The sequence below is a fragment of the Microvirga sp. GCM10011540 genome (genome assembly GCF_042650665.1).
GTDB lineage: Bacteria > Pseudomonadota > Alphaproteobacteria > Rhizobiales > Beijerinckiaceae > Microvirga > Microvirga lenta.
Window position 1 is genome coordinate 97729 of record NZ_JBHSBQ010000031.1, and the last position, 25912, is coordinate 123640.

General features: G+C 66.5%; 29 protein-coding genes and 1 tRNA gene. 15 read left to right on the forward strand and 15 right to left on the reverse strand.

Annotated elements, in window-relative coordinates:
* Positions 1 to 118 precede the first annotated feature (118 nt).
* A complete protein-coding gene (locus ACFOYU_RS11795; protein ID WP_377033710.1) occupies positions 119 to 457 on the forward strand; it encodes a hypothetical protein in 339 nt (112 codons plus the stop codon).
* 323 nt (positions 458 to 780) lie between these two features.
* On the opposite strand, the gene ACFOYU_RS11800 is transcribed toward ACFOYU_RS11795, so the two are convergent.
* The 3 genes from ACFOYU_RS11800 to ACFOYU_RS11810 all read right to left on the reverse strand — a co-directional run bounded on the left by ACFOYU_RS11800 (position 781) and on the right by ACFOYU_RS11810 (position 3090).
* Positions 781 to 856 (reverse strand) — tRNA-Ile (locus tag ACFOYU_RS11800).
* 340 nt (positions 857 to 1196) lie between these two features.
* Complete coding sequence (locus ACFOYU_RS11805; RefSeq protein ID WP_377033711.1) at positions 1197 to 1370, reverse strand: hypothetical protein; 174 nt, start codon at positions 1368 to 1370, stop codon at positions 1197 to 1199.
* Positions 1371 to 1524: 154 nt separating this feature from the next.
* Positions 1525 to 3090 carry a phospholipase D-like domain-containing protein gene (locus ACFOYU_RS11810; RefSeq protein WP_377033712.1) on the reverse strand — a complete coding sequence of 522 codons (1566 nt, stop codon included), beginning with the start codon at positions 3088 to 3090 and terminating at the stop codon, positions 1525 to 1527.
* Between the two features lie 80 nt (positions 3091 to 3170).
* Here ACFOYU_RS11810 and ACFOYU_RS11815 point away from each other — a divergent pair, with 80 nt between their 5' ends.
* Entirely contained in the window at positions 3171 to 3428 is a 258-nt protein-coding gene (locus ACFOYU_RS11815) for a hypothetical protein (RefSeq protein ID WP_377033713.1), read from the forward strand.
* Positions 3429 to 3582: 154 nt separating this feature from the next.
* On the opposite strand, the gene ACFOYU_RS11820 is transcribed toward ACFOYU_RS11815, so the two are convergent.
* Genes ACFOYU_RS11820 through ACFOYU_RS11830 form a run of 3 tightly spaced genes read right to left on the reverse strand, consistent with a single transcriptional unit; the run spans position 3583 to position 5383 of the window.
* Positions 3583 to 4161 (reverse strand): DUF6692 family protein, encoded by a 579-nt coding sequence (locus ACFOYU_RS11820; RefSeq protein ID WP_377033714.1) that lies wholly within the window; start codon positions 4159 to 4161, stop codon positions 3583 to 3585.
* A complete protein-coding gene (locus ACFOYU_RS11825; protein WP_377033715.1) occupies positions 4161 to 4616 on the reverse strand; it encodes a DUF305 domain-containing protein in 456 nt (151 codons plus the stop codon). Before ACFOYU_RS11825 ends, ACFOYU_RS11820 begins: the two co-directional genes overlap by 1 nt.
* A gap of 17 nt (positions 4617 to 4633) precedes the next feature.
* On the reverse strand, positions 4634 to 5383 hold the full coding sequence (locus ACFOYU_RS11830; protein ID WP_377033716.1) for a c-type cytochrome: 750 nt from the start codon (positions 5381 to 5383) through the stop codon (positions 4634 to 4636).
* Between the two features lie 127 nt (positions 5384 to 5510).
* On the opposite strand from ACFOYU_RS11830, the gene ACFOYU_RS11835 reads away from it, so the two are divergent.
* The 3 genes from ACFOYU_RS11835 to ACFOYU_RS11845 all read left to right on the forward strand — a co-directional run bounded on the left by ACFOYU_RS11835 (position 5511) and on the right by ACFOYU_RS11845 (position 6878).
* Positions 5511 to 5819 (forward strand): metal-sensitive transcriptional regulator, encoded by a 309-nt coding sequence (locus ACFOYU_RS11835; protein ID WP_377033717.1) that lies wholly within the window; start codon positions 5511 to 5513, stop codon positions 5817 to 5819.
* Between the two features lie 94 nt (positions 5820 to 5913).
* Complete coding sequence (locus tag ACFOYU_RS11840) at positions 5914 to 6153, forward strand: DUF2188 domain-containing protein (protein WP_377033718.1); 240 nt, start codon at positions 5914 to 5916, stop codon at positions 6151 to 6153.
* 197 nt (positions 6154 to 6350) lie between these two features.
* Positions 6351 to 6878, forward strand: a complete 528-nt coding sequence (locus tag ACFOYU_RS11845) for a response regulator (RefSeq protein WP_377033719.1) — start codon at positions 6351 to 6353, stop codon at positions 6876 to 6878.
* Between the two features lie 26 nt (positions 6879 to 6904).
* Here ACFOYU_RS11845 and ACFOYU_RS11850 read toward each other — a convergent pair whose 3' ends face one another.
* Entirely contained in the window at positions 6905 to 7579 is a 675-nt protein-coding gene (locus ACFOYU_RS11850; RefSeq protein WP_226736191.1) for a nitroreductase family protein, read from the reverse strand.
* Positions 7580 to 7919: 340 nt separating this feature from the next.
* Between ACFOYU_RS11850 and ACFOYU_RS11855 the strand changes: the two genes are divergently transcribed.
* Both ACFOYU_RS11855 and ACFOYU_RS11860 read left to right on the forward strand, forming a co-directional pair.
* Positions 7920 to 9179 (forward strand): DUF389 domain-containing protein, encoded by a 1260-nt coding sequence (locus ACFOYU_RS11855; RefSeq protein ID WP_377033720.1) that lies wholly within the window; start codon positions 7920 to 7922, stop codon positions 9177 to 9179.
* Between the two features lie 95 nt (positions 9180 to 9274).
* Positions 9275 to 10036: a sulfite exporter TauE/SafE family protein gene (locus ACFOYU_RS11860; protein WP_377033721.1), complete on the forward strand. Its 762-nt coding sequence runs from the start codon at positions 9275 to 9277 to the stop codon at positions 10034 to 10036.
* Positions 10037 to 10060: 24 nt separating this feature from the next.
* On the opposite strand, the gene ACFOYU_RS11865 is transcribed toward ACFOYU_RS11860, so the two are convergent.
* Positions 10061 to 11308: an adenylate/guanylate cyclase domain-containing protein gene (locus tag ACFOYU_RS11865; RefSeq protein ID WP_377033722.1), complete on the reverse strand. Its 1248-nt coding sequence runs from the start codon at positions 11306 to 11308 to the stop codon at positions 10061 to 10063.
* A 104-nt stretch (positions 11309 to 11412) separates the two neighbouring features.
* Between ACFOYU_RS11865 and ACFOYU_RS11870 the strand changes: the two genes are divergently transcribed.
* Positions 11413 to 12033: a TIGR02466 family protein gene (locus ACFOYU_RS11870; RefSeq protein WP_377033723.1), complete on the forward strand. Its 621-nt coding sequence runs from the start codon at positions 11413 to 11415 to the stop codon at positions 12031 to 12033.
* 19 nt (positions 12034 to 12052) lie between these two features.
* Here the strand turns inward: ACFOYU_RS11870 and ACFOYU_RS11875 are convergent, their stop codons facing one another.
* Together ACFOYU_RS11875 and ACFOYU_RS11880 are read right to left on the reverse strand one after the other, a co-directional pair.
* On the reverse strand, positions 12053 to 13276 hold the full coding sequence (locus tag ACFOYU_RS11875) for an MFS transporter (RefSeq protein ID WP_377033724.1): 1224 nt from the start codon (positions 13274 to 13276) through the stop codon (positions 12053 to 12055).
* Between the two features lie 389 nt (positions 13277 to 13665).
* Positions 13666 to 14142, reverse strand: coding sequence for a YkgJ family cysteine cluster protein (locus ACFOYU_RS11880; RefSeq protein ID WP_377033725.1), 477 nt, complete (start codon positions 14140 to 14142; stop codon positions 13666 to 13668).
* Between the two features lie 182 nt (positions 14143 to 14324).
* Between ACFOYU_RS11880 and ACFOYU_RS11885 the strand changes: the two genes are divergently transcribed.
* Both ACFOYU_RS11885 and ACFOYU_RS11890 read left to right on the forward strand, forming a co-directional pair.
* Positions 14325 to 15461 carry a serine hydrolase domain-containing protein gene (locus ACFOYU_RS11885; protein ID WP_377033726.1) on the forward strand — a complete coding sequence of 379 codons (1137 nt, stop codon included), beginning with the start codon at positions 14325 to 14327 and terminating at the stop codon, positions 15459 to 15461.
* 109 nt (positions 15462 to 15570) lie between these two features.
* On the forward strand, positions 15571 to 16830 hold the full coding sequence (locus tag ACFOYU_RS11890) for an MgtC/SapB family protein (RefSeq protein ID WP_377033727.1): 1260 nt from the start codon (positions 15571 to 15573) through the stop codon (positions 16828 to 16830).
* A gap of 43 nt (positions 16831 to 16873) precedes the next feature.
* On the opposite strand, the gene rpoD is transcribed toward ACFOYU_RS11890, so the two are convergent.
* Both rpoD and dnaG read right to left on the reverse strand, forming a co-directional pair.
* Positions 16874 to 18871 carry an RNA polymerase sigma factor RpoD gene (gene rpoD / locus ACFOYU_RS11895; RefSeq protein WP_226736210.1) on the reverse strand — a complete coding sequence of 666 codons (1998 nt, stop codon included), beginning with the start codon at positions 18869 to 18871 and terminating at the stop codon, positions 16874 to 16876.
* 194 nt (positions 18872 to 19065) lie between these two features.
* A complete protein-coding gene (gene dnaG / locus ACFOYU_RS11900) occupies positions 19066 to 20958 on the reverse strand; it encodes a DNA primase (protein WP_377033728.1) in 1893 nt (630 codons plus the stop codon).
* 51 nt (positions 20959 to 21009) lie between these two features.
* Between dnaG and ACFOYU_RS11905 the strand changes: the two genes are divergently transcribed.
* Positions 21010 to 21567: a BrnT family toxin gene (locus ACFOYU_RS11905; RefSeq protein ID WP_377033729.1), complete on the forward strand. Its 558-nt coding sequence runs from the start codon at positions 21010 to 21012 to the stop codon at positions 21565 to 21567.
* Positions 21557 to 21940: a BrnA antitoxin family protein gene (locus ACFOYU_RS11910; protein WP_226736215.1), complete on the forward strand. Its 384-nt coding sequence runs from the start codon at positions 21557 to 21559 to the stop codon at positions 21938 to 21940. Before ACFOYU_RS11905 ends, ACFOYU_RS11910 begins: the two co-directional genes overlap by 11 nt.
* A 58-nt stretch (positions 21941 to 21998) precedes the next feature.
* On the opposite strand, the gene ACFOYU_RS11915 is transcribed toward ACFOYU_RS11910, so the two are convergent.
* Both ACFOYU_RS11915 and ACFOYU_RS11920 read right to left on the reverse strand, forming a co-directional pair.
* Entirely contained in the window at positions 21999 to 22877 is an 879-nt protein-coding gene (locus ACFOYU_RS11915) for an urea carboxylase-associated family protein (protein WP_377033730.1), read from the reverse strand.
* Between the two features lie 152 nt (positions 22878 to 23029).
* Complete coding sequence (locus ACFOYU_RS11920) at positions 23030 to 23827, reverse strand: outer membrane protein (protein ID WP_377033731.1); 798 nt, start codon at positions 23825 to 23827, stop codon at positions 23030 to 23032.
* Positions 23828 to 24344: 517 nt separating this feature from the next.
* Between ACFOYU_RS11920 and ACFOYU_RS11925 the strand changes: the two genes are divergently transcribed.
* Both ACFOYU_RS11925 and ACFOYU_RS11930 read left to right on the forward strand, forming a co-directional pair.
* Complete coding sequence (locus ACFOYU_RS11925) at positions 24345 to 24635, forward strand: ArsR/SmtB family transcription factor (RefSeq protein ID WP_377033732.1); 291 nt, start codon at positions 24345 to 24347, stop codon at positions 24633 to 24635.
* Between the two features lie 13 nt (positions 24636 to 24648).
* Positions 24649 to 25041, forward strand: a complete 393-nt coding sequence (locus tag ACFOYU_RS11930) for a VOC family protein (RefSeq protein WP_377033733.1) — start codon at positions 24649 to 24651, stop codon at positions 25039 to 25041.
* Positions 25042 to 25143: 102 nt separating this feature from the next.
* Here ACFOYU_RS11930 and ACFOYU_RS11935 read toward each other — a convergent pair whose 3' ends face one another.
* Complete coding sequence (locus tag ACFOYU_RS11935) at positions 25144 to 25296, reverse strand: hypothetical protein (RefSeq protein ID WP_377033734.1); 153 nt, start codon at positions 25294 to 25296, stop codon at positions 25144 to 25146.
* 537 nt (positions 25297 to 25833) lie between these two features.
* Between ACFOYU_RS11935 and ACFOYU_RS11940 the strand changes: the two genes are divergently transcribed.
* The coding region (locus ACFOYU_RS11940) for a cold-shock protein (RefSeq protein ID WP_377033740.1) at positions 25834 to 25912 on the forward strand (79 nt) is incomplete at its 3' end.

The window sequence follows — 25912 nt, forward strand, 5'->3', positions numbered from 1 at the left end:
GTCAACCGGCCAGCGGAGTCCTCGCAGGTAAGCCGGAGCTAACCAAGCGTGTTCGGGATGCTGGACGCGCAGCAGGATTCCGGCATGGTGTCTGCAGCAACCGAACAAGGAGAGACACGTGGCCGTAGTGCTCAACGACATCGTGCCGAAGGCGGAGCTCGCCAAGGACCTGACCGCTCTGCTCGACACCATGAGGCGCACCGAGGAGTTCATCGCCTCGAAGCCGAACCGCAAGCAGGCCAAGCGGTGGCTGATCGGGAACGCCAGCAGGGTCATCGCCCTATGGCCCGTCATGGTCGGCGGCCGCATGGCGGTCGAGCTGGAAATCGTTCGCGACAACCCGAACGGGAACGGCATGGTCGCGGTGTTCCCCGTCGCCGATGAGGCGGGGTGTGACCGCATGGTGAGGCGCTACGGAGATCGCCAGGCGACTAGCCGAATCCGGCGCGCTGCATAGAATGGTGTCCACGCGCTGCGGAATGGGTCACTGCGTTCGACTGCACACCGCCAAAGCGACGTCACGGGCCGGGCCTTCGGGTGCCGGCCCTTTTCTTTGACGTGGCCTGTTTCCGGTCACGCCCCGCGATGCAGCCTGGGATTCGCGACATGCCGGACCGCCTACTGAATAGACGGTCCCCCGGTCGCCGTCCTCCTGGCGAGCACCGCTTTCCGGGACCTTTTCACGTGTATCGGTCCCCATTTCGGTCCCTGTACGCAAAAAGCCCTCCGGCGGGTGATGCCGGAGGGCTTCAGAAACCCTTGCTATGCAAGGGTTTGCATTGGTGGGCCCGGCAGGACTCGAACCTGCAACCAGACCGTTATGAGCGGCCGGCTCTAACCATTGAGCTACAGGCCCCGAAGGGATGTAAGGCTATCGCATAATCGAAGGGGTCCCGTTCGTCACCCCTCGTCATGCGCCGTTCACGGTCGTTCGGACCCTGAACGGGCCCCGCAACCGGTTCATCCCATCGGAAGGGAATGGCCCGGAGGAGGTCCGAGCCCTTCATATCGCATCCTGCGTTCGAGGCAAGGTCGGACGGTCCCGGCCTCGCTCCCATTGGTGCCAAAGACCTCATCCACGGCCGAGCCCGGACCTCCCTCGCCCGGTTGCCGCCTGGTATGCCGGACGGAAAGGGCCATGCCTCCCATGTCGCCGGAATGCGCGGGGCCGAAGACGGCTCAAGCGAACCGCATCGCTAGTCGGTCTGGAGGCTCGCTGGCGAGACCGGCAGGCGCGGGGCCGGTCCCTGGTGCGGCGTGGAGGCGACGACGTCCGGTGATCCAAGCTTCGGAAAGATGGGTGCGGCGATAATGCCGGCTATGAGGGCGAAGGCCGCTACGGTGAGCCCGATCCGCCAATACGTCGCCATCGAATCCTTACGCGTCATTCACCGTCCTCGCATGGTTGGAATCGACGCGGATGATACCTGTTAATGGATTGACGGCCAAGCTCGCCCGAATGCGGGAGGCGCCGGCGTTCAGCACGTCTTGCAGCGCCTGCCCTCCCGTTCGGCACATCCCGCATCAGCGGCCGTTCCCCGCTCCGTTCACGAAGAGGCCGCGCATCCTCCATAAGGTGGCGCAGCCCGCAAGCGAGATCAGCCCATACAGGGCAAGCTTGGCGCCGGGCGACTTCCTGCCGAAGCCATGCTGCAGTCCCGTGCTGCCGATGGGCGGCCGTCCCGGATCGGTGAGGCGGTCGTGCGCGAAGGTGGAGGCATGAGCAGGCCGTGCATCCGGAAACTCCGCAAGCCTCCGGGAACTGCGACCGTTCGACCGTTCGATGGCGCCGATGAGGGAGGAGGCTTCATCGGCGGCATTCGCGAAATCGCGAGCGGAGGTGCCAACATGCTCGGCGATGAGCCCGTCCCGTATTTGCGCTATCGTCCCGCGGATCCTCGCTTCGTCTTCCCGTCCGGACACCGCCTCGATCGCGAGGTCGCATTCGATGTCGGTGCCCATCGACCTTTCGTTCAGGTTCGCCGAGCCGACCCGCAGCAAACGATCGTCCACGACCATGACCTTGGAATGGATGACGATCTCGGCATCCTCCGTCAGAGCCGCATAACAGCGGAAGCGATCGAAGCGGTCGGCCTCCCGCAGGCGCTGCACGATCACCGTCCGGACGTGATCCATCGCCATCTTCTCGATCGCGCTTGGCGCGTTCCTTGGATTGACCACGACGATCTCGGGCCCATCCGGCTGGGCCAGCCGCTTCGCCAGAGCGTCGCCGATGCGCCTCGAGGCGAGGTACTGGTTTTCCATGTAGATCGTCCGACGCGCTGCCTCGATGGCATCGAGATAGAGCCGCTCCACTTCCCGGGTTTCGGTACGTCCGTGCCATGCCGGCACAGTTCGCGCGATCCCGACAGGAACGTCCCGGAAGTCGGGTTCGAGGCTGTCGGGCCAGGGATCATGTCCAGGCGGAACCGGCTCGAGACGCTCGCCCGTCGCACGACAGAGCCGTTCTCGCGCCAAGTCCCCGAGCGCTCTGGCGGCTGGGCCGTCGACGGCCAACATCACGTCGTGATGCGGCTTGTACGATTGGCCGGAGGGCTTGTGGCGCCGCTGATCGGCTCTCGGGTGCGCGCGTGTGTCCCAGCGGTTGGCGGCAAGGTCGAACCCGCCGCAGAAGGCAACGGCATCGTCGACGACCAGCACCTTCTGGTGATGGCAGGCCAAGGCCGGGTGCCGGTCGTCCAGAACATACCGCAGGCGCTCGCCATCGAGGTGGCGGGCCTGTGCGCCGGGCACGCGCCGGCGCTGAAGAGCCAGCCACATCGCCTTGTCCCAGACCAGGATCCGAACCTGCAAATCCTTCCTGCTTTCGACAAGCGTCCGGAGCAGATCGCCGATCCGGTCCGGCCGGCTCGCATCAGGATTGCCAGGCTCCAGGCGAGCGCGCTCGGCAAAGTCCCAGGCGAGGAGCAGAACGGAATGCCGTGCTTCCAGCAGGACCTGCTTGACCATGGCAAAGTACTCCTCGCCGTCGACCAGACAGGCGGCTCGGCGGGCGGTCTCGATGCGCCAGCAGTTCCGTCCTGCATTCAGGATGGGCTTCGTCGCATGTGAAGACCTGGGGCGGCTCATGGCACCTGTTACTGTTCGGGTCGAGCTCTCGAAACGCTCAAGGTCCGACCGGACCTGAAGAGTTCTCGTCAACGCAGGCGGTGCGGGGAAGTTGCCGCCCGGCAGGAGCACGGACGAAGCGTCTCGGCGCGCAGGCGTACCATCACTCTGCTGGTGGAATCAGCCCTCGGTCCCGCCTCCGGCGAAGGGCAGGATCAGCACCCTCGCGCCGGGGCGGCGCGAGGGAGGGCCGCTACGAGCTCCTGCGCGAGGGCAAGCGCCAGATCATCGGCTTCCAGATCGCGGGCGACCTGTGCGACCTCGGCGGCCTGCCGATGGGCTGCGCGGCGAGGGGCTGATCGTCACGCGGGGTGCCGAGATCAGGGTTCTGGACCGGGCCCGCCTTCAGGAGGCGGGCGAGTTCACTGCGGATTACCTGTTTCACGGCTCGGGCCGCGAAGAAAGCCCTTCGCCGATCCGGGCGTAGCGAAAGGGCCGATGCGGCATCCCGACCTATTGGCGGGACGATCTCACCGGCGGCGCGGCCCCGCAATCCATGTAGCCGCGATACCCGACCCTGAGGTTCTGCCCGATCTCGAACATCATGGTCGCCTCCCGGCGCCTCATGCCCTCGCGATCCTCGGCCTCGTTGTCGGCCGCGGGCGCCACGACCACCCGGACCGGGTCGGCCGTCAGCAGAAGGCGACCCTCGGGCCCGGTGGCGTCGGCCGGTGCCGGGCTGAGGGGAACCAGGTTTCCGTTCAGCTTCACGACCCCGCCCGAGGCCGTCCCATCCGGCTGCATGTTCATCGCCAGGACAGGTTTCCCTCCGCCCGTATATCGGAAATCGCAACGGGGACCGGCGCCCAGCGCCTTCTGGATTTCCGCATCGACCATCGTGGCGGGATCAATGGTCGGAATGTGCGCCCCGGACAGGGCTTCGCCAGCCGGCACGATCCGGGCGATCCCGGGCGCCCTGACAGGATCGACCACATCGTCCGGCGCGGCGCTTTCGCCGCATCCCGCGAGCAGGCCGATTGCGGCGGCCAGGGCCAGCCGCGCCTGACGGGCTTGTGAGGAAAGCGCCCGCATCAATCCCGCGCCTCCAGATCGTCGACCAGGTATCTCATCTCGGCGATCTCCCGCTCCTGCGCCTCGATGATCTCGTCCGCGAGCTTGCGGACGCGCGGATCGGAGATCTGCGCGCGCGTGCTCGTCATGATGGCGATGGAATGGTGCGGGATCATCGCCTTCATGTACTCGACGTCGTCCACCGTGGCCTGACTGCGGACGAGCCAGAGGCTCAAGGCGAACACCACGATGGAGCCTCCGAAGATGGCGAGGTTGAGCGCCATCTTCTTGTACATGTCGATCATGAAGGCGAGCATGATCACGGACATGGTCGCCCCCATGACGAGTGCCATCCAGGCGCGCGTCTCGCTCCAGAACACGTGCTCGGCGGCGTAGGTGTTCAGGTACATCAACCCGTACATCACGACGGTCGAGGTCGCGATCATCGTAGCGAAGCGCCAGTAGGACATACCCATGAGAAGCCTGCTCCAAGTCAGTGCGGATGCGCGCCGTGCGCACCACCGGGCGCCGGGCTCTGCATCCCGCCGCCCTGCGCCGCACCGCCAGTCGCTCCGGTCGTTTGCGCTCCGCCGCCATGCCCGCCGCCATGCTGCGCGCTGCCGAGCTGCGCGTAGCGCTCGGGCGTCATGGCCGGCAGTTGCTTGACGAAGGCGGCGATGTTCCAGATCGCCCGATCGTCATGGGTCGGGCCGAAAGCCGGCATTCCCGACATCTTGACCCCGTGCCTGACGATCCAGAACACCTCCTGCGGCTCCCACTCGGCCGCCGCCTCGGTCAGGTGCGGCGGTCTCGGACGCATCCCGCTCGCCCATTCGGAGCGCTCGACGCCCGGTCCGGCATGGCAGTGCTGGCACATCGACTTGTAGGCTGTCGCTCCCGCCGCGATCATGTCCGGCGTGAAGTTGGCGGGCGCGACGACGTCGTCCGCCCGGCGCTCGACGGAATTGTGGAACGTGGTGTCGAAGGCCCAGCGCGTGAACGAGGCATGCTCCTCCGTCGCGGCCACGTTGTAGGCGCCCGTATAGACGACCACCAGGCCGGCGACCCCGAGCAACGCAAGGACGCCCAGGGCACCGGCAGCAATGCCGAGGCCAGTGCCCTTCCTGTGCCGGGCCGCGCCCGTCTTCTTCTCGTCCGCCATCTTTCCGGTCGCCTCCACGTCAGGAAGGAGAACAGTGGTGCGGCGGGTCGAAAATCGAGAAGGCGTCCCCACCGGCGTCATCACCGCCTCCAGGCGCGTCGCGTCGCGCCGCGGTCTTGCCGTTGCCGGACCAACATACCAGCAGGGGGTATAGTTCCGGACCAATCGGCGGCTCACGCGTTGATGCGGAGGAGGTGGTTGGAACGCCATGGCTGGTTCGGAGGAAGAGCACGGCGGCGTCGCCGTCGATCATGCACGTCAGCTTCCGCGCCTGCGCCGCGTCGAAGGCCAGGTGCGGGGCCTTCAGCAGATGATCCGGGACGAGCGCTACTGCGGCGACGTGGCGGATCAGATCAACGCGGTCATCGCCGCGCTTCGGCGTGTGCAGGTGGACATGCTGCGCGATCACCTTCAGGCCTGCGTCGAGGCCAGCATGTCCGGAAAGATCGGCGAGAGTGAGCGCCAGCGTCTTCTGGACGAGATTGCCCGCCTGATGACCGGCCTTGGCCGTTCGTGAGCGGCCGCCCGGCGCAACACAAGCTGCGGCGGCGATTTTGGGAACTGCCCGCCCGACAGGCTGTTCAGTCCAGGAAGATGTTCGGAGAGCAGCCATGGCGCTTGTTCACTATGAGATCGTCGAGCACGACGGCGGCTGGGCCTACAAGGTCGGGGACGTCTACTCGGAAACGTTCCGGACGCACGATGACGCAAGGCGGGCCGCTGAGCGCGCCGCTGCCGAACAGCAGGTCCCCGGTGAAACCGAGACCATCGCATACCAGGACGAAGACGGCCGCTGGCATGACGAGGTTTCCCGCGGACAGGATCGGCCCGAAACGGACGTCCAAGGGTGATCCGGCCGCCCTCGCCTGCCGGATCGAGCCCGCACTTCTTTTGCCGCGTGCGATGTCGCCACACTATCGAGCCTGTGGAATCGGGGGTATAGAGTCCCTCGCCGTCGGCCCCGTCCGGCAGGCTTTGGTTTCATACCACCCAGCCATGAGCGCCCCAGCACTCCCGACTGAGTGCATCGCGCGCGAGAGGGCTGCCCATGACGTCCGAGAACAGACCCACCATCATCCTCCTCGTCGAGGATGAAGCATTGGTGCGGATGGTCGCTTCTGAGATCCTCGCCGAAGAGGGCGGATACAGGATCATCGAGGCCGTGAACGCGGACGAGGCGCTCTCCATCCTCGAAGCCAGGCACGACGTTCGCCTGGTCTGCACGGACGTGGATATGCCCGGTCCGCTGAACGGCTTCGCCCTGGCACGCATTGTCGATATGAGGCGGCCCGGCATCCGGGTGATCGTCACGTCAGGGTACAGGAGACCGGACTTAGGAGATCTGCCGAAGGGAATGCGGTTTCTCCCCAAGCCCTATCCACCGTCGGCCCTGATCGAGATGGTGCGCGAGCTGCTGGGCCCGGCGGAGCGATCCCGCACCGCTCCGCCGCAGAACTCCTCCGCCCCGGAGCATGGCTCTCCGGTCCTCCCAGGCGGCATCAAGATCGATCAGCTGCACACGGGCGTCGGCAACACGGGCGGTCTCGCACAGCCTCTTCCCGAGCCGGAAGAGTAGGACACGCCAGAGGCTCGTCAGCCCCGTCACAGCCAGGAGGCGATCCTCTCGAGAGGCTTCTTGATCCCGCCGTGCCGCGGCACCGTGCAGTCCTCCGCCGGGTAGCCGACGACCAGGAGGATATAGGGCTTTTCCGTCTCGGGACGGTGACAGACCTCGTTGAGGAAGCCCATCGGGCTGGGAGTGTGGGTGAGCGTGACCAGGCCCGCTGCATGCAGGGAGGCGATCAGGAAGCCGGTCGCGATCCCCACCGATTCCGGCACGTAGTAGTTCTTGATCCTGCGTCCGTCAGGCCCCTCGCTCGACCGCTGGCCGAAGATGGCGATCAGCACGGGAGCCGTCTCCAGGAACCCCTTGTGCTCGTCCGTGCCAAGCGGCGCCAGGGCGTCGAGCCACTCCTGCGGGGCACGGCCGTTGTAGAAGTCGCGCTCCTCGATCTCCGCCCCCTCCCGGATGCGCCGCTTGGTGTCCTGATCGGTGATGACGGTGAAGTGCCAGGGCTGGAGATTGGCGCCCGATGGCGCGGTGCCGGCGGCCAGGAGAGCGTATTCGATCACCTCCCGGGGCACCGGCCGGTCGGAGAAGTCCCGCACCGTCCTGCGCCGCCTGATGTCCTCGTAGAAGGCCTGCGCCCGGGCGATCATTTCCTCCGGCGGGTAGGAGCGGTACGAATTCAGAGGCTCCAGGATCAGCTGTGACATTCCGTTCTCCCTCGCGGGCTTCGCGCCGCCCGCTCCACCACGGCGCGCAGGCTAAGACCCCGAACCGCGATTGTGAATACGACCACAGCATAGGTTGCGGCGAGCAGGGCCAGCCGGCCCCTATCCTCGATCCGGCGTGAACGAAGCCCGGCACCGGTCGTTTCTCCAGAGGTGGAGCAGGGTGTCAGAGGTCACCCGCGGGTGCCGCGGTGCTCTTCGGGTGGCAGGGAGTCTCGAGACCTTGCCGTTCCCGGAGCGCCGCGCATCGGCTCCGGACCATGACCCGAGGCCCGGCCCTTCATGGGTCAGGCCGACAACAGACGGATGGAAGACGGAAACGATGCGCCAGATGATCGTCACGGTTCCGCGCGGCTGCGGATCGCGCGTGCTCTCCATCGCCGGCAGGCACGGCGGAACCAACGTGGCGGCGATGGCGGCCGAGGCGGAGGGACGGCCCGTCGATCTGGTGATCGTCCACACCTCCAACGCCAAGGTGGAAGGCCTGCTCGGGGAACTCGAGGGCATCCCGGACCTGTACATCACCCTTGCTCCCCAGGGAGTCATCACGCTCAAGCCGCCCGCGAGCGAAGCGCCCGACCAGGCCACCGACATCGAGCCCCGCAGCCCGATCGAGGTGGTGCTGAGCGGCCTCCAGAGCGTCGGCTCGTGGAAGGGGTTTCTCAGCTACGCCGCAGCCGCGGGCATCGTGGTCTGGATCGGCCTGTTCACGGAGACCATCTATCTGCTGACCGCCGCGATGCTCATCGCGCCCTTCGCGGGTCCCGCCATGAACGCGGCTCTCGCGACGGCGCGCGGCGACGTCAAGCTCTTCGGCCGGTCCCTCGGCCGCTACTTCGCCGCGCTCGTCACCACCATCGCGATCACCTTCATCCTGAGCATGATCATGCAGCAGCAGATCGCCACCGGACTGATGATCGAGCGAAGCTTCCTGTCGTCCGTGGCGGTGCTGCTTCCGCTCTCAGCCGGTGCCGCTGGCGCCCTCAACCTGTGCCAGTCGGAGCGCAGCAGCCTCGTCAGCGGCGCGGCGACGGGAATGCTCGTGGCGGCCTCGCTCGCGCCTCCGGCAGGGCTCGTCGGCATGGGCGCGGCCATCGGCGAATGGGACATCGTCGGATCCGCCGCGTTCGTGCTCCTCCTGCAGATCGTCGGCATCAACGTTTCCGGCGCCATCGTCTTTCGTCTCTACGGCATCTCGCCTCAAGGCGTCCGCTACAAGCGCGGCAGGAGCTGGTTCGGAATTCTGGCCTGGGCCGGCGCCCTGGTGGCAACCGTCGCCCTGGTAACGTGGCAGTTTTCCGAGGAGCCGAACCTGCTCCGCTCCTCCCAGGCCCAGCGCGCCACGGCCGACGTGCGCCAGGTGGTGCAGGAGAGCGGCCTGGCCCAGCTGGTGCAGGCCAGCGCGCAGTTCACCCGGGCCGACATCCCGGGCCAGAACACGATGCTGGTCACGCTCTACGTGCAGACCGACAACGGCGATGCCGCGAGGGTGCGCCAGGAACTGTCCGCCGCGGTGAAGCAGGTCCTCGCGGCGAAGTACGACGCCGTGCCCCTCGTGGACGTCACGGTGCTGGAGAAATGAGCGGCATGCCGGAGCCCTCCCTTCGCGGCTGCTGAAGGCTGGCTCCGGCAATTCCGCATTGTGACCGGCTCCGGTTTCGGCTCAGACTGGCGGCCATGTCGGATCCCGTCGCCCAGTTGCTGCCCGTGGCAGCCGTCTTCCTCCTCGCGGGGCTCGTCAAAGGGGTCATCGGCCTCGGCCTTCCCACCGTCACCATGGGCCTGCTCGGGCTCCTCATGAAGCCGGCGGAAGCCGCCGCGCTCCTGATCCTGCCTTCGCTGGCGACGAATCTCTGGCAGCTCTTCCAGGGCCCCCGCTTCGGCGAGCTCCTGCGGCGGCTCCGGGGCATGATGGCTGCGATCTTCATCGGCACCGTCGCGGCGTCCGGCATCGTCGCCGGCGGCGATTCCGCGCTCATCCGGGCGGGCCTCGGTGCCGCGCTCATCGTCTACGCGCTCTTCGGGATCACGAAGGTTTCGCTTCAGGTGCCGCAGGCATCCGAGAGATGGGCAGGTCCGGTGGTCGGCGCGACGACCGGCCTCATGACCGGCGCGACGGGCGTGTTCGTGATACCGGCCGTCCCCTATCTCGCCGGGCTGGGGCTCCAGCGCGACGTGCTGGTGCAGGCGCTGGGCCTGTCCTTCACCGTGTCGACGGTCGCGCTGGGCCTGGGCCTCGGCTGGAACGGAGCCCTGCCCGCCTCCGCCATGGGCGCCTCGCTGGGCGCCATCGCGCCGGCCCTCCTGGGAATGGCGGCCGGCGCATGGCTGCGCCACCGGGTCAGCCCGGCGGCGTTCCGGCGCTGGTTCTTCATCGGGCTCGGCGTTCTCGGGGGCGAGATCCTGTGGCGTGCCGTCTCGAATGGGGGCCTGCTCTGAGCAGGCGGGGCGCCGGCACCCGCCTCAGGGCTTGAACACCTCGATCTTCTCCTCGAACCCGTCCACCGCGTGTGCGCCCAGGGGCGACGGGTTGCCCCAGAGGTGCTCGACGAAGGACTTGGACATGAGCAGGGGTTCGCCGAGCTGCTTGTTCAGCTCCGCGATGCGGCTCGCGAGATTCACGTCGCGCCCGATCACGGTGAAATCCAGCCGCCGCCCCGAACCCACATTGCCGTAGGCCGCGTCGCCGTGGTGCAGGGCGATGCCGATGCCGATGGGCACCGGGAAGCGGCCCTCGTTGTTGGCCGTGTGGACGCGCCGGAGCGCCTTGGTGGCGGCCGACAGGGCCGCCTGCGCGGCGCCGCCCGTATCGTCGCCCTTGTCGCGGACGATGGCGAGCAAGCCGTCGCCGAGATATTTCAGCACCTCCCCGCCCTCGTCCTCGATGGGCGGCACGAGGCAGTCGAAATAGTCGTTCAGAAGCTCGACGGCGCTCTCCGGGCTCAGGTTGGAGGAGATGCGCGTGTACTCGCGCATGTCGGCGAACAGAATCGCCGAGCGGATCCGCGTGACCTGTCCGCGCAGGATCGCGCCGGAGAGAATGGCCCGGTGCGGATCGTCGCCCACATAGATGCGCAGGACCTCGTCGAGACGGTTGCTCGTGGCGCGCAGCTCGGTGACGAGGGCGAAGGACGGCATGACGAGACGCAGGATCGTCAGCCCCCGTTCGCCGAAACCCTCCGGCGCCCGCGTGGCCAGGGACAGGGCGTTCTCGGCCCCATTGATGAAGCGGATCGGAACCGTCACGTAGTGGCGCAGGCCCGCCGCCTTCAGTTCCGGGATGATGGGGAAGAGATCGTCCGGCGCCTCCCGGAGATCAAGGAGGAGCCATTCTCCCGTGCGGTTCACATGGGCAAAGGGGCTACTGCGGTAGACCTGGTCGCGGCGCTCCCCGTGCGGGAGATAGCGCATCACGGTCCCCTCCTCCGGCGTCCAGAACCGGCCGATGCCCGCATATTCGGAATGGAGCGTCTCGATGGCGGAGGCCGCGCGGTGGATGGGAAGGCCGAGGGCGATCAGGCGCTCGACGAAGCCGGTGAGCACCAGGTTCGGGTCCTCCATGCGCACCGCCGCCGTCACCAGCCAGTCCCGAAGGGCGATGACGCGGGAAAGCGTGTCGGAATCGAGGGTCCGGGCCAGGGCGAGCAGGTCCTGGGACAAGGGCGGCGGGTCGGATGGTGGCGTCATACGGCCAAGGTGGGTGGCGTCCATGATTCCTGCAAGCCAATGGAGAGTTCGCCGATGATAAAAGCTGGCCGGCTTTTTGCGCGCCCGATAGCTTTGACAGAAGCTGTCCTGCCGACTAGAGCCAAACTATGGCAACCATCGATACGCTTTTCGTCACCAAGGTCTACCGCGCCGAACTCACCGGCCCGAAATCCGAGCGCCTCAACGAGGAGCTCGAAGCCGCCTGCCTGTCGATCGCCGAGGACGACGAGGCCGGGCAGCGCTGGTGCGCGAAGAACGGCTATCCCGGCTACACGTCCTATGCCTCGCTGAACGACCTGCCCTGGCGCATCCCGGTCTTCGGGCAGCTCCTCAAGGCGCTGGACACCCATGTGTCCGCCTTCGCCAAGGAACTCGAATTCGACCTGAAGGGCCGCAAGCTCGTGCTCGACAGCCTGTGGATCAACATCCTGACGCCCGGCGGGGTCCACACCTCGCACATCCACCCGCATTCGGTGGTGAGCGGCACCTATTACGTGACGATTCCCGAGGGGGCGAGCGCGCTCAAGCTCGAGGACCCGCGCCTGGGCTTCATGATGGCGGCGCCGCCCCGCAAGGCCAAGGCGAAGCAGGAGAACCGGCAATTCGCCTACATGAAGCCGAGCCCCGGCACCGTCCTCCTCTGGGAGAGCTGGCTGCGCCACGAGGTGCCGGTGAACGAGGCGGAGAGCGAACGCATCAGCGTCAGCTTCAACTATTCCTGGCAGTAGGCGCCGGCTTCCCGACGCCTCACGCCGTGAGCGCCTTCGGCCTCTCGTTGGGCAGGAAGTAGGTCAGCAGACCGATCGCCGGCAGGAACGAGCAGACGTAATAGACCGTCTCGATGCTCGTCCAGTCCGCCAGCTGGCCCAGCACCGCCGCGCCCAGGCCCCCCATGCCGAAGGACAGCCCGAAGAACAGGCCCGCCACCATGCCGACGCGCCCCGGCACCAGCTCGGTCGCATAGACCAGGATCGCCGAGAAGGCGGAGGCCAGGATCACGCCGATCAGCACGCTCAGGATTCCGGTCCAGAACAGGTTGGCGTAGGGCAGCGCGAGGGTGAAGGGCAGGACGCCGAGGATCGAGATCCAGATCACGTATTTGCGGCCGATCCTGTCGCCGATGGGGCCGCCGAGCATGGTGCCGGCCGCGATCGCCCCGAGGAAGATGAAGAGGTGGAGCTGCGCATCCTGCACCGAGACCTGGAATTTCGAGATCAGGTAGAAGGTGAAGTAGCTCGTGATGCTGGCGGTGTAGAAGTTCTTCGAGAACACGAGCAGCATGAGGATCGTGATCGAGACCGCGACCCGCGCCCTCGTGTGGGGCGACCTGACCTCCACGGCCCGCGGCTTGGCTCTCATGTCCACGAGCCGGGCCTGATACCAGCGCTCCACATTGAACAGGATGATCATCGCCAGCAGTGCGACCGCGGAGAACCAGGCGATGCTCGACTGGCCCATGGGCACGACGATGAAGGCGGCGAGCAGCGGCCCGATGGCCGTGCCCGCATTGCCGCCCACCTGGAACACGGATTGCGCCAGGCCGTGCCGGCCGCCCGAGGCCATGCGGGCGACCCGGGAGGATTCCGGGTGGAAGACCGACGACCCCATGCCGATCAGCGCCGCCGCCAGCAGGAGCACCGGGAAGGAACCGGCGCGGGAAAGGATGAGCAGCCCGACGAGCGTGAAGCCCATGCCGACCACGAGGGAGAAGGGCTGGGGCCTCTTGTCGGTCGCCATGCCGACCAGGGGCTGCAGCAAGGAGGCCGTGAGCTGGAACGTGAGGGTCAGCAGGCCGATCTGCGCGAAGTCGAGCCGAAAGGTCTCCTTCAGGATCGGGTAGATCGCCGGCAGGAGCGACTGGATCAGGTCGTTGAGCAGGTGGGAGACGCTGATCGCCGCGAGGACGGGAACGGCCACGCCCTCCGCCAAGCGAGTGGGCGCGGCAGGCAGAACAGGCGACTTCGTGTCCATCTTGGCGTTCTTCGTATGAGCCCGGCCTTCGCCGAGCGTAGGCGTTTCCAAGTTGGCTATAAACCAGAACGGCCGCCGGATCTTCACCTGATCGTGCAGGTCTGGCCTGCGGACCGGACATTCCGGTCCCGGGAGCGGCGTTTTGAAGCCTCATCCGGAGGAGGACCGTCAGGTCCGTCTCGAAGGACGAGGGCGTCTCCGGAGTGCACTGGCCCCTCCTTCGAGACGCCGCTGGCGCGGCTCCTCAGGATGAGGTTGGGAGTTGGTGAGAGGCTGTCGTGGATGTGGCTGTGATGGCGCGACCTTCTTCCCTCCCCACAAGGGGGAGGAGAGCCGGGCGTGCTTCCGACGGGGCCCGAGGCCCGTGGGGAGGAGAGCAGCGTGACGCGTCACTCCTCCTTCTCGTCCCACTCGTAGATCCGCTCGGGCCCCTCGGCGTTGTCCACGACTTCCTCCTCCACGTTGTGGAAGGTGATCTTGATCTGGGGCACGACGCTCTCGTCGCCCTGCTGGATGCGCTCGAAGCGCAGCAGGTCGTAATAGGCGCAGCGCGACCGGTTGGGATAGGAGCGGCAGACCTCGGGGCGCGCGTGGTAGATCGTGCAGCCACGGGTCTTCTGGTCGAGGAAGGTACAGGTGCGCTCGAAGATGACGTCCCTCACCCGCTTCAGCACGCGCTCGCCGTCGTAGTCCGCGGTATAGCGCCGCTCGGCCTCGGCCGGCGTGACGCCGAAATGCTTGGCGAGTCTGTTGATGTCGCGCTTGGTCACGCCGACGCGCTCGTAGATCGAGCAGCAGAAAGCGGGGCATTTGTTGCAGTCGAAATAGACGCGTGGCTGATCGTCCTTGATTACCCGTTCGGCCATACGCACTCCTCTCGACCCGTCCTGTGTATCATGGAGGCGCGGGGGCATCTTTCAATAGACGATGGCCGGACCGTCGCGGGGGAGCGACACCCCGCCGGGGACCTCACGATCCTGTGCACGCGATTGTCCTGCACGGTTGCCTCCCCATGTCGGGGGATGACATCCGCGAACCGAGGAGCCGCATGATCCGCCTCAGCAGCCTTCAGGTGCCGAAGATCGGCATCGTCGTCCTTGCCTTATCGGCAGTAGCGCCCGGCGCGACGGCCCAGCCTGCCGCGCCGCCTTCCGCAGAGACGCCCGCCCCTCCCCGCAAGCCCGATACGGCCCTGCTCGAACAGACGGTGGAGCGGGCCAAGGAGCTGCCAAACCTGCATTCCATGATCGTTTCCCATGACGGCTCCGTCGTGGCCGAGCAGGTCTTTCGCGGCCCCGCCCTCGACCGCCCGGTGAACATCAAGTCGGCCTCGAAGACGGTGCTCTCGGCCCTGGTCGGCATCGCCATCGACAAGGGCGTCCTGAAGGGCGTCGATCAGACGGTCGCGTCGGTCCTCGAATCGAGCATTCCGGAGGACGCGGACGACCGCGTGGACGAAATCACCGTCGGCCATCTTCTCTCGATGCGCTCGGGGCTGGAGCGCACCTCCGGCCGCAACTATGGCGCCTGGGTCAGCAGCGGCAACTGGGTGCGCTACGCCCTGTCGCGCCCGATGGTCGACGAGCCCGGTGGCCGGATGCTTTATTCCACCGGCAACACCCATCTGCTCTCGGCCATGCTCACGCGGGCCTCGAAGCGCAGCACCCTCGATCTCGCCCGCGACTGGCTGGGCGATCCGCTGGACATCAACATCGCGCCTTGGACGCGCGACCCGCAGGGCATCTATCTCGGCGGCAACGAGATGGCGCTCTCGCCCCGCGCCCTCCTGCGCTTCGGCGAGATGTACCGGCTGGGGGGCGTGATCGACGGCAACCGTGTCCTGTCCGAAGACTGGATCAGGGAATCCTGGACGCCGCGGACCGCCTCGCCCTTCACCGGCGACAGCTACGGCTACGGCTGGTTCATGCGCGAGGTGCGCGGTCATCCGGTCCATTACGCCTGGGGCTATGGCGGGCAGATGCTCTTCGTGGTGCCGAGCCTGGCGCTGACCGTGGTCATGACCTCCGATCCCACCGAACCGTCGCGGCAGGACGGGCACATGCAGGCCCTGCATGCGCTTCTGGCGGACGGAATCGTCCCGGCGGTCGAACCGCCGCCGCAGGAGGGCCCAGCGACCACCGGCTCGACCGGGGGAGCGTCCGTGGAGGTTCCGGCGGCGCAGTAGGCCTCCGGAGGATTGCGGAGTGCCGGCACGGCCAAGGTCGTGCTAGGAAGCGGCGACACGCCCGGGCCGGACTTTCGCCGGAACCGGGCCGGTGATGGCCGGACCCTGCATGACCGACTCCCCCCTTCTCTTCCGCCTTGCCGTGGCGCTGGCGATCGGCCTGATCATCGGCCTGGAGCGCGGGTGGAAGCAGCGCGAGGAGGCGGAGGGCGAACGCACCGCGGGCCTGCGCACCTATACGCTGACGGCCCTGCTGGGCGGGCTTTGCGCCATCCTCGCCACCCATACCAGCCCCGTCTTCCTCGGCCTGGCCTTCTTCGGCTTCGCCATCGGCTTCAGCGCCTTCTCGTGGCTCGAAGCCAAGGCGGAGCAGAATTTCAGCGTGACCGGCGTCGTCGCGGGGCTCCTCACCTTCACGCTCGGCGCCTATGCGATCCTCGGCGATCTCACCGTGGCGGTCGCGGCGGGCGTGACCGTGATGCTCATCCTGGCGCTGAAGAAACCGCTGCACAGCTGGCTGAGGCGGATCACCTGGCTGGAGGTCCGCTCCGTCCTGATCCTCCTGGCGATGACCTTCCTGGCGCTGCCGCTCCTGCCCAACAGGACCGTCGATCCCTGGGGCGCCATCAACCCGGCCGAGATCTGGCTGCTGGCCATCCTCATCGCGGCGATCTCGTTCGCGGGCTACGTCGCGGTGCGCATCATGGGCAGTCAGGCCGGCGTCGCCCTGGCCGCGGCCGCGGGCGGCCTGGCCTCCTCGACCGCGACGACGGTGACGCTGGCGCGCATGGCGCGCGAGCACCCGGCCGCGAGCCCGCTTCTCGCCGCCGGCATCCTGCTCGCGGGCACCGTCATGGTCGCACGGGTGCTGATCGTGGCGAGCGCCCTCAACGGCGCCCTCCTCCTTCCCCTCGCATGGCCCCTGGGGGCGGCGGGCCTCGTGCTCCTGGCGGCGGCGGCCATCCTCTTCCTGACGAACCGGGGCGACGGCCGGGAGCACCCGGTCCTGAACATCCGCAACCCGTTCGATCTCGGCATGGCCCTGAAGCTCGCCGCCCTGATCGGCGCGATCAACATGCTCACGAAATGGATCGGCGACACCCTGGGCGGCAGCGGTCTCACGGCGCTCGCCGCCATTTCGGGCATCGCCGACGTGGACGCGATCACGCTCTCGCTCGCGCGCCAGTCCCACGAGGGCATCGCCATCGTCACGGCGACGCTCGCCATCGCCGTCGCGGTTGCCGTCAACACGGCCTCGAAAGCCGCCCTGACCTTCTTCTTCGGGGCGCCGAAAGCAGGCTGGATCGTATCGGGCGCGAGCGCGGCGGCAGTTGCGGCGGGCGGCGCGGCCTTCGCGTTCCTGGGTTGACGGGCAAAGAAAAAGGCGGGCCCGAAGCCCGCCTTTCGTGTTCCTAGTTGTCCAGGAAGCTCCTGAGCTTCCGGCTCCGCGAGGGGTGCTTCAGCTTGCGCAGGGCCTTGGCCTCGATCTGGCGGATACGCTCGCGGGTGACCGAGAACTGCTGGCCGACCTCCTCGAGGGTGTGGTCGGTATTCATGCCGATGCCGAAGCGCATGCGCAGCACGCGCTCCTCGCGCGGCGTGAGGGACGCCAGCACGCGGGTCGTGGTCTCGCGCAGGTTCGACTGGATCGCCGCGTCGATGGGCAGGATCGCGTTCTTGTCCTCGATGAAGTCGCCGAGATGCGAATCCTCCTCGTCGCCGATGGGCGTTTCGAGGGAGATCGGCTCCTTGGCGATCTTCAGGACCTTGCGCACCTTCTCCAGCGGCATGGCCAGCTTCTCGGCCAGTTCCTCCGGGGTCGGCTCACGGCCGATCTCGTGCAGCATCTGGCGCGAGGTGCGGACGATCTTGTTGATCGTCTCGATCATGTGCACCGGAATGCGGATGGTCCGGGCCTGGTCGGCGATCGAGCGGGTGATCGCCTGCCGGATCCACCAGGTGGCGTAGGTCGAGAACTTGTAGCCGCGCCGGTACTCGAACTTGTCGACCGCCTTCATGAGGCCGATATTGCCCTCCTGGATCAGGTCCAGGAACTGCAGGCCGCGGTTCGTGTACTTCTTGGCGATGGAGATCACGAGGCGCAGGTTGGCCTCGATCATTTCCTTCTTCGCCTGACGGGCCTCGCGCTCGCCCTTCTGCACCATCATGACGATGCGGCGGAATTCCTGGATCTCCAGGCCGGTCTCGCTCGCCAGATTGTGGATGTTCTCGCGCAGGTCGTGGATCTGGTCCTTGGCGTTGGCGACGAAGTCCCGCCAGCCGCGGCCGCCGAGCTTGGAGACGCGCAGCACCCATTTCGGGTCCAGCTCCCAGCCCTGGTAGTGCTTGAGGAACTCCTCGCGGGCGACGCCGTGGCTTTCGGCCAGGCGCATCAGGCGGCCCTCATGGGAGATGAGCCGCTTGTTGATGTCGTAGAGCTGCTCGACCAGGGCCTCGATGCGGTTGTTGTTCAGCGACAGCGACTTGACCGACGTGACGATGTCGCTCTTGAGCGACTTGTACTTGCGCTCCTGAGCCGGCGTCAGCTGCTTGTTCTGCATGCGCTGTTCCACATGCTCGACCTGCAGGCGGCGCAGCTTCTTGTAGTTGTCGGCGATGGAGTCGAAGGTTTCGAGCACGCGCGGCTTCAGCTCGGCCTCCATGGCCGAGAGCGACACGTTGTTCTCCATGTCGTCTTCGTCGAGCTCGCCCTCGGGCGGGGCGGCCTCGTCGCCCTCGCCGGCAACGGCCTGCTCCTCGTCGCCGCCGTCGGGCATGTCCTCGCGCGGCGCACCCTTCCCGTCGGGACCCGCATAGGTCGCCTCCAGGTCGATGATGTCGCGCAGGAGCACCCGGCCCTCGACGAGCTCGTCGCGCCAGATGATGATGGCCTGGAAGGTCAGCGGGCTCTCGCAGAGACCCGCGATCATGGCCTCGCGGCCGGCCTCGATGCGCTTGGCGATGGCGATCTCGCCCTCGCGGGAGAGAAGCTCCACCGAGCCCATCTCGCGCAGATACATGCGCACCGGATCGTCCGTGCGGTCCGTCGGCTCCTTGGCCGTCGTCTCGCGCACGGCGACGGCGCGCGACTGGGAAGCCTCGACGAGGTCGCCGCCTTCGGCTTCCTCCTCCTCCGCTTCCGCAGGCTGGCCTTCCTCGGCCTCCTCGGCCTCGACCACGTTGATGCCCATCTCGGAGAGCTGGCCAAGCACGTCCTCGATCTGCTCCGAGGAGAACTCCTCGGAGGGCAGAACCTCGTTCAGCTCGTCGTAGGTGACATAGCCCCGCTTCTTCGCGAGCTTGATCATCCGCCGAACAGCGGCATCGGTCAGGTCGAGAAGAGGCCCGTCGGTCTGTTGCTCCGGAGCCGTCGTCTCGCCTTCGTCCCGTTCGGTTGCCTTGGTTGCCATGCTTTTGCTCTACTCCGGCGCCCCACCGGCGTCCCTGGAAAGACCGGCGATGCGCGAATGGGCGGCAAAGCGTGACGGCTTCACCACCCGAACGTCATTCCCAATAATAAAACAGTAAGTCGCTTGACTAACCGTTAACCATCCCCCGCTCAACCCGCAGTGCTCCACCTTGCCGCGCCCTGACTCCTCGTGTGTCAGTGGTCACGGTGGACAACTCCGTTGTCCAGGTCGGCCTCGGCACCCTCGACGGAGGACAGTTGGTTTTGGACCTCTCGCAGCCAAGCGAGATTGGCCTCGTTGTCCTCTTCGGCGAGTGCGCGTTCAGCAGCCCGAAGCTCGCTATGTAACGTGCGGGCGCGACGATGCAAGGTGATCGCCTGCCGCAATGCGTCCTCAAGCCGCAAGGAATCCGCATGCGGATCCAGCATCCAGCGGTCGCCGGGGCGGACAAGCGCCAGGAGGCGCTCGGCCGCCTGCCCCAGGCCCGCCCGTTCCAGCCGGGCCCGCATGACCGACAGGTCCACGGGGTTTCCGGAGGCCGCGCCGTCGAGCAGCAGGTTCCGTATCAGTTGGGAAGCCCGGCCCTCAAGTTCAAGCTCTGCAAGGGTTTCCGCATGATTTTGCAGCAGTTCGGGATGCACCAGGAAGGTGCCCAGGATCATCGCCTCGCGGGGCGTTTCCACCGTGGTGCCGTTGAAGAGCGGGCTGCGCGCCAGGAGCGGCGAGATGCTCAGCCGGGCGCCGGGCGTCGCCGGAGCAGGCCCGCGGCGGTCGCGCCGCTGCCCCCCGCCCTGGCGGTTGAAACGCCCGCCGCGCGGGTCGGGATTGAGGGCCGAGAGGCGGTTTTCCATCTCCTCCCGGTAGTAACGCTTGAGGGTCTCGTCGCGAATCACCCCGAGTGATTCGCGGATGCGCTGCTCCAGCCCGGCCCGCCGCTCGGGGGTGTCGAGGGGCCCGGCCTCCATCTCCCGCCCCCAGAGGACGTCGACCAGCGGCCGCGCCGAGGCCAGCACCCGCTCCACGGCGGGCGCGCCGCCCGCCCGGGCGAGGTCGTCCGGATCCTGCCCCTCGGGCAGGATGGCGAAGCGCAGGGACTTGCCGGCGGTCAGGTTCGGCAGGGCGACGTCGAGGGCCCGGTAGGCTGCCCGCCGCCCGGCCTTGTCGCCGTCGAAGCACAGGATGGGCTCCTCGGCCATGCGCCACAGCAGGGCGAGCTGGTCCTCCGTGAGGGCCGTGCCCAGGGGCGCCACCGCGTTGGGAAAACCCGCCACGCTCAGGGAGATCACGTCCACATAGCCCTCCACCGCGATCACGGTGCCCTTGTCGTGGGCGGGCTGGCGGGCGAGATGGTAGTTGTAGAGGAGCCTGCCCTTGTTGAAGAGCGGCGTATCGGGCGAGTTGAGGTACTTGGCCGAGACGTCCGCGCTCATGGCCCTGCCGCCGAAGGCGATCACCCGGCCGCGCATGTCGCAGATCGGGAACATGACCCGGTCGCGGAAGCGGTCGTAGGGCACCTTCACGTCCTCGCCGGAATAGAGGAGCCCCGCCTCCACCATCATCTCGATGGAGACGTCCTTGGCGGCGAGGTGGTCGCGCAGCGCGAAGCGCTCGGGCGGCGCGTAGCCGATGCGGAAGCGCGCCTGGGTTTCGCGGCTCAGGGCGCGCCCGGCGAGGTAGTCCCGCGCCTTGGCGCCGAACCTGCCCTGGAGAGAGTGCTCGAAGAACTCCGCCGCCAGCTCCATCACGTCGTAGAGGCTCTTGCGCCTGACCTCCTCGGCCCGGTCCTCCCGGGAGAGCTTGGGCAGCGGCACGCCCGCCTCACCGGCCAGCCGCTCCACGGCCTCGGGAAAGGACAGCCCCTCCGTCTCCATGAGAAAGGTGAAGATGTCCCCGTGCTTGCCGGAGGAGAAGCAATGATAGAACTGCTTCTGGTCGTTCACGTAGAAGGACGGCGTCTTCTCGGCGTTGAAGGGCGAGAGCCCCTTCCATTCCCGCCCCGCCTTCTTCAGGCGCACGCGCTTGCCCACGACGGCCGAAACCGGCAGCCGGGCGCGGATCTCTTCGAGAACGTGAGGCGGGTAGCGCACGAGGCGGTTTCTCCAAACCTGTTCCATAAACTAGGGCGGGCTTAGCAAAGAATGAAAGGCGCGGCTGTGCCCGCAATCCACAGGGCCCATTTCCTTGCCGCCCAAAGGTCTGGGTTACGCCTCGTCGCTGGCCTCCACGTACCGGAGTTGCATTTTGTACATATCGTTGTATATACAATTTTGCTGATCCAGGACGGCCCTTCAGGCCCGACTTGGACATGTTGCATAAGCGGCCTTCAAAGAACGGGTGCAGGGCGTCGAACGAAAGATGGGCCGGGGTACCACGAAGGATCATCGTGGTCAGAGGACTATTGTCCTCAAGGAATTTTTCGTGAGCAGAGGAAAGCTGAATTCGACTGGGACGAGCGCAAGCGACTCTCGAACATCGAAAAACACGGCATCGATTTCCTGGATGCCATCGAGGTCTTTGGAGACCCTGATGCGTTATCCTTCCGATCAAGGGCCGAACATGAGGAAGACCGTTATCTGATCATCGGCCGCTGCAAAGGCCGGGTGATCGCCGTGATCTACACGTGGCGGGGCGAAACCGTCCACGTCATCTCGGCCAGGATGGCGCGAAGAGAGGAGCGACAACGATATGGACCGTGAAAGAATTGTCCGTCACGTCGCATCGCTGGACGATGGGACGAGCATTGTCGAGCATGAGGATGGGCGTCTGGAGCGGCTGACCTCCCGCACCGATTGGGCGCGCATCGATGCCCTGTCGGACGAGGAGATCGAGGCCGCTGCGACTGACGATCCGGATGAAACAGGTTTCCAGCAGATCGACTGGTCGAAGGCTGAAGTCGCCTCCCCTCCCCGCAAGCTTCCCATCTCCATCCGGGTGGACGAGGATGTGCTGAATTTCTTCAAGCAGCAAGGGACAGGGTATCAGCGCCGCATGAATGCGGTGTTGCGGGCCTACATGAAAGAGGCTCGGAAAGCCGGGCCGACGAACCCAAAGGCAAAGAAAGCCGGCTGAGTTCCGAACGTCGTCGTTCCGGCACCGCGAAAAAACCCGGGGTGAACCCCGCGCCTGGCTATGCGCCGCCGGGCGCGCTTTCGCCGTGGCTCCCGCCGTAGCCGTTGCGGGCGGGCGGAACCCAGCCCTCTGGCGGCGCCTTCGGGCGGTAGATCTCGACGAGCAGCGGGTGGCAGGCCGCCGTGTCGCTGGAATGCTCGGTGCTGCAATCGCCGCCGGGACAGGCGGACAGGGCGCCCAGCAGATCGATCTCGGCGAAGAATTCCAGGAAGTCCCCCGGCCGGACCGGGCTCGCCTTCATGAAGTACTGCCCCGTGTCGCGGGTGAAGCCGGTGCACATGAACACGTTGAGCACGTCGTGCACCGCGGGCTCCACCGCCGCGAGGGGGCGGCCCAGGCGATGGGCCAGGGCTCGCGTGAGGTTGGAGTGGCAGCAATGATGATAGTCGCCGCCGGAGAGGAGCCGGTGCGTGTAGGGATCGCAGCGCGTGCCGATCACGTCGTGCACGGAGCCGCCGTATTCGTCGAAGCCGTACCAGTCGAGGGTATCCTGCGTGATCGTCGCCATCGGCCGCAGATGCGGCAGGTTCGACCAGAGCCGGTCGCCGGTGGAGAGATGCGTGCCGTGCAGCGCCCGGGTCTTGCCGGAGAAGAAGCGCTCGTCGATGTCGTCCGCCGCCCAGAGGTTCAGGTCCCCGACCTGCGGCCCCTCCATGGAGACGATGCGGAAGAAGCAGCCGGCGGGCACCGTGAAGCAGCGCGCGTCGCGCGGCGGCACAACCACCTCGTCCACCTTCTCCCAGCCCTCCCGCGCGGCGCGATAGGCCGGCAGGTCGGGCGGCACCAGGCTGTCCACGGGATAGCAGATCACGGGCGCCAGCTTCCGCCGCGCCTCGGCGTCGGACGGCTCCGGCCGTTCGCTTCTCTCAGGTTTCATCCGCGTCTCCCGCTTTCGTTCGCCGCCTCTCTTACAGGCAGGCGCGTGCGGGTGGCTAGGGCGATCGGCGGCTCGCGGCATCGCGGCTCCGGCGCCGCGAAAAAAAGCCCGGGTCGCCCCGGGCCCAGTCCATCGTGGGAGGAGACGGAAGCTCAGTAGGTGCCGAACTTGAAGTTCAGCTTGGCGCGCGCCACGAAGAAGTCGCTGTCGTTGTTGTTCGTCGCCGGCACGGCGACGGCCACGGGCTCCCCGCCGACGGGCGTGAAGGTCCCGATGGGGCCGTTGAAGTTGTTGTCGTCGTCCTCGAAGGTGAGCCACAGGCCCTCAAGGCCGAAGGTGACGGCGGAGGAGCCGAACCAGTTCACGGGCAGCGCCCATTCGACGCCGCCGCCCAGCGCCCAGCCGGTGTTGTCGTCCGTATAGGCGAAGCCGCCGGTGCCGTAGACCAGCACCCGGTCGAACGCGACGCCCAGCCGGGCGCGCACGGAGCCCCACCATTCCGGCGCGTTGCTGTTGAACACGCCCGGCACGAAGGTTCCGGCGAAGCCGTTGCCCGGCACGAAGAGGACGTTCTGGTCCTGGTCCGTGTCGGCCCACTGGATGTCGGCCTCGAGACCGACCACGAACGAGCCGAGCTGATAGTTGTAGCCGACCTGCCCGCCGCCGGTGAAACCGCCGTCGTTGTTGTTCGAGAAGACCAGCGTGCCGGAGAGCCCCGCCGGAACGCCGGGACCGGGCGCCAGGAACACGGGCTCCCGGTCGTCCTCGCGCCAGCCCCAGCCCGCATTCGCGCCCACGTAGAAGCCCGACCAGGTAAAGATGGGAACGGGGGCGATGACCGGAGCCGGAGGAGGAGCCGTCGTGACCGGCAGGTCCGCCGCCGAGGCCGCCGAGATGGCCAGGGCCGAGATCGCCGTGGCCGCGAGAAGACTCGAAGAACACTTCCTCATGAGAGTCACCCTTGTGCAAGGAGGAACCGGCGCAGCTTACGGCGATTTCGGCCGCAGCCCCTATAGCAAATCGGCAACACGTCATAAGTAAACGTAGTATTTTTGAAAGTATCGAAAGTGGTACTACTATTTGTATTCACAAGGAATGATAATAAATTTTATGATTATGATCTCATGATTAACTGAAAATCAAGATCCAATATTGACAGGCCAGGGGCCGCATGTCCTACTGCGGAGGCTTTTCGGATTGTCATCCCGAAGGCGAGGAGAAAACTCGAAACCCTGTCCCCAGCGGACAGGGTTTTTTCAAGCCGGGGATGCGGTTCTCCCCGGCGGCTCGGCCGGCCTCGCGGCGGATGCCGCCGGTGGAGCGATGCCCGCCCCCCCACCCCGCCCCATCCCCATTGGCCCGATCCCGCTTCGCCGGGCACGCCCGCGCCGGGCTGCGCGACCTGTCGATCCGCAGCGGCGCGCGACGCGCCTTGACATGCAATGATTTCATTGCATATTGAACCGCGTGAACGATGATGAACTGGACCGCGTCTTCAAGGCCCTCGGCGACCCGACCCGTCGCAGGATCATCGACCGTCTGCGCGAGCGTCCGAAGCAATCGCTGTTCGAAATCTGCGCCCTGTCGATTGCGGACGATGGAGCGCCCCTCTCGCGCCAGGCGGTCACGCAGCATCTCGACATGCTGCAGAAGGCCGGGCTCGTCCGGGTCGAGTGGTTGGGCCGAACCAAGCTCCACACGCTCGATCCCGGCCCGTTGCGGGAGGCGTTCGGCCTATGGCTCCGCAACCACCTCTAGAAAGGAGAGCCCGATGAGGATCTATGTTTCCAGCGTCTTCGTGGACGACCAGTCGAAGGCCCTGGATTTCTACACGCGCCTGCTGGGCTTCAGGGTGAAGAACGACGTGCCCGTGGGGGAGCATCGCTGGCTGACCGTGGTCTCGCCGGAAGATCCCGACGGGACGGAGCTGCTTCTCGAGCCGAGCGACCATCCCGCCGTCAAGCCCTACAAGGCCGCGCTGGTCGAGGACGGCATCCCGGCAACGTCCTTCCAGGTCGACGACATCGATTCCGAATACGACAGGCTTGTGTCCCTCGGCGTCTCCTTCGCCCGGGAACCGATGAATGCCGGGCCGGTCCGGATGGCGGTGCTCGACGACACCTGCAGCAACCTCGTTCAGCTGATCCAGATGAAAGGCGCCTGAGGGTTTCGAGCGCCCATGCCGCCGGGTCGAGAAGGCGGAGGTCTCGGGACCGCGGGAGCGGCCCATGCCGGGGCGGGAAGCCCCGGCTGCCGGACCGGCGGATCAGCCGATCTGGTCGATGATGATCGCCCGGATCTCGTCGCGGGTGAGAATGGTCTGCTGCGGCTGCCACGTGGAGACGGGCTTGCGCAGCTTCTTCTTCGTCAGGGGACGCGACAGGGCCGGTGCGGGCTTGGAATACGAAAGGGTTTGCATGGTTCTTCCTCGAGCGGCTTCGGCCAGGGCCGTGCCGCCGTTGTTCATTGTGACTGAAATCGATTGCGGAGCAAAACGATGTGCGCGCCGCGGCATTATGCGCGGCGACCAAACTTCAAAAGTGCGGAAAGCGGGCCCGGTGCTCGATCACGAGCTTCGGAGAGCAGGCCGAACAGATCGTTTAGATGAACCCAACATAGATCGTCCCGCCGATATTTTCAAGCAGAAAGATCGTTTTTCATGCCGGCGACAACGAATAAACCCAGAATTTCCGGAGATTTTTCCCGGAAAAATCAGGCTTCCGTTAAGATGAAATATCGCATGATCGGGATTTTTCTTGGCCCTGAGCCTTGTTTTCGCCGTGAATGGGCACTAGATGTTCTTTATCGACATTTGGCCGGACAATCGGGCTGTTACGCCTTGGCATGCCAGGCGCACGTTCAGACACTCTTCCAAACATCGACGAACCGGGTTCGAGGCCGTGCGTTGCCACGCCCTTGCGCCCACGTGCACTGACACATGACTGAGGAATATCCCATGAACACGGGCACCGTGAAATTCTACAACGACCAAAAGGGCTTCGGCTTCATCCAGCCGGACAATGGCGACAAGGACG

Bases quoted from the DNA above. Each gene is read 5' to 3' on its own strand.
- ACFOYU_RS11805 (WP_377033711.1), bottom strand. From the start codon at position 1,370: ATGGCGACGTATTGGCGGATCGGGCTCACCGTAGCGGCCTTCGCCCTC.
- ACFOYU_RS11810 (WP_377033712.1), bottom strand. From the start codon at position 3,090: ATGAGCCGCCCCAGGTCTTCACATGCGACGAAGCCCATCCTGAATGCA.
- ACFOYU_RS11820 (WP_377033714.1), bottom strand. From the start codon at position 4,161: ATGCGGGCGCTTTCCTCACAAGCCCGTCAGGCGCGGCTGGCCCTGGCC.
- ACFOYU_RS11825 (WP_377033715.1), bottom strand. From the start codon at position 4,616: ATGGGTATGTCCTACTGGCGCTTCGCTACGATGATCGCGACCTCGACC.
- ACFOYU_RS11830 (WP_377033716.1), bottom strand. From the start codon at position 5,383: ATGACGCCGGTGGGGACGCCTTCTCGATTTTCGACCCGCCGCACCACT.
- ACFOYU_RS11835 (WP_377033717.1), top strand. From the start codon at position 5,511: ATGGCTGGTTCGGAGGAAGAGCACGGCGGCGTCGCCGTCGATCATGCA.
- ACFOYU_RS11840 (WP_377033718.1), top strand. From the start codon at position 5,914: ATGGCGCTTGTTCACTATGAGATCGTCGAGCACGACGGCGGCTGGGCC.
- ACFOYU_RS11845 (WP_377033719.1), top strand. From the start codon at position 6,351: ATGACGTCCGAGAACAGACCCACCATCATCCTCCTCGTCGAGGATGAA.
- ACFOYU_RS11850 (WP_226736191.1), bottom strand. From the start codon at position 7,579: ATGTCACAGCTGATCCTGGAGCCTCTGAATTCGTACCGCTCCTACCCG.
- ACFOYU_RS11855 (WP_377033720.1), top strand. From the start codon at position 7,920: ATGCGCCAGATGATCGTCACGGTTCCGCGCGGCTGCGGATCGCGCGTG.
- ACFOYU_RS11860 (WP_377033721.1), top strand. From the start codon at position 9,275: ATGTCGGATCCCGTCGCCCAGTTGCTGCCCGTGGCAGCCGTCTTCCTC.
- ACFOYU_RS11865 (WP_377033722.1), bottom strand. From the start codon at position 11,308: ATGGACGCCACCCACCTTGGCCGTATGACGCCACCATCCGACCCGCCG.
- ACFOYU_RS11870 (WP_377033723.1), top strand. From the start codon at position 11,413: ATGGCAACCATCGATACGCTTTTCGTCACCAAGGTCTACCGCGCCGAA.
- ACFOYU_RS11875 (WP_377033724.1), bottom strand. From the start codon at position 13,276: ATGGACACGAAGTCGCCTGTTCTGCCTGCCGCGCCCACTCGCTTGGCG.
- ACFOYU_RS11880 (WP_377033725.1), bottom strand. From the start codon at position 14,142: ATGGCCGAACGGGTAATCAAGGACGATCAGCCACGCGTCTATTTCGAC.
- ACFOYU_RS11885 (WP_377033726.1), top strand. From the start codon at position 14,325: ATGATCCGCCTCAGCAGCCTTCAGGTGCCGAAGATCGGCATCGTCGTC.
- ACFOYU_RS11890 (WP_377033727.1), top strand. From the start codon at position 15,571: ATGACCGACTCCCCCCTTCTCTTCCGCCTTGCCGTGGCGCTGGCGATC.
- rpoD (WP_226736210.1), bottom strand. From the start codon at position 18,871: ATGGCAACCAAGGCAACCGAACGGGACGAAGGCGAGACGACGGCTCCG.
- ACFOYU_RS11905 (WP_377033729.1), top strand. From the start codon at position 21,010: ATGAAAGGCGCGGCTGTGCCCGCAATCCACAGGGCCCATTTCCTTGCC.
- ACFOYU_RS11910 (WP_226736215.1), top strand. From the start codon at position 21,557: ATGGACCGTGAAAGAATTGTCCGTCACGTCGCATCGCTGGACGATGGG.
- ACFOYU_RS11915 (WP_377033730.1), bottom strand. From the start codon at position 22,877: ATGAAACCTGAGAGAAGCGAACGGCCGGAGCCGTCCGACGCCGAGGCG.
- ACFOYU_RS11920 (WP_377033731.1), bottom strand. From the start codon at position 23,827: ATGAGGAAGTGTTCTTCGAGTCTTCTCGCGGCCACGGCGATCTCGGCC.
- ACFOYU_RS11930 (WP_377033733.1), top strand. From the start codon at position 24,649: ATGAGGATCTATGTTTCCAGCGTCTTCGTGGACGACCAGTCGAAGGCC.
- ACFOYU_RS11935 (WP_377033734.1), bottom strand. From the start codon at position 25,296: ATGCAAACCCTTTCGTATTCCAAGCCCGCACCGGCCCTGTCGCGTCCC.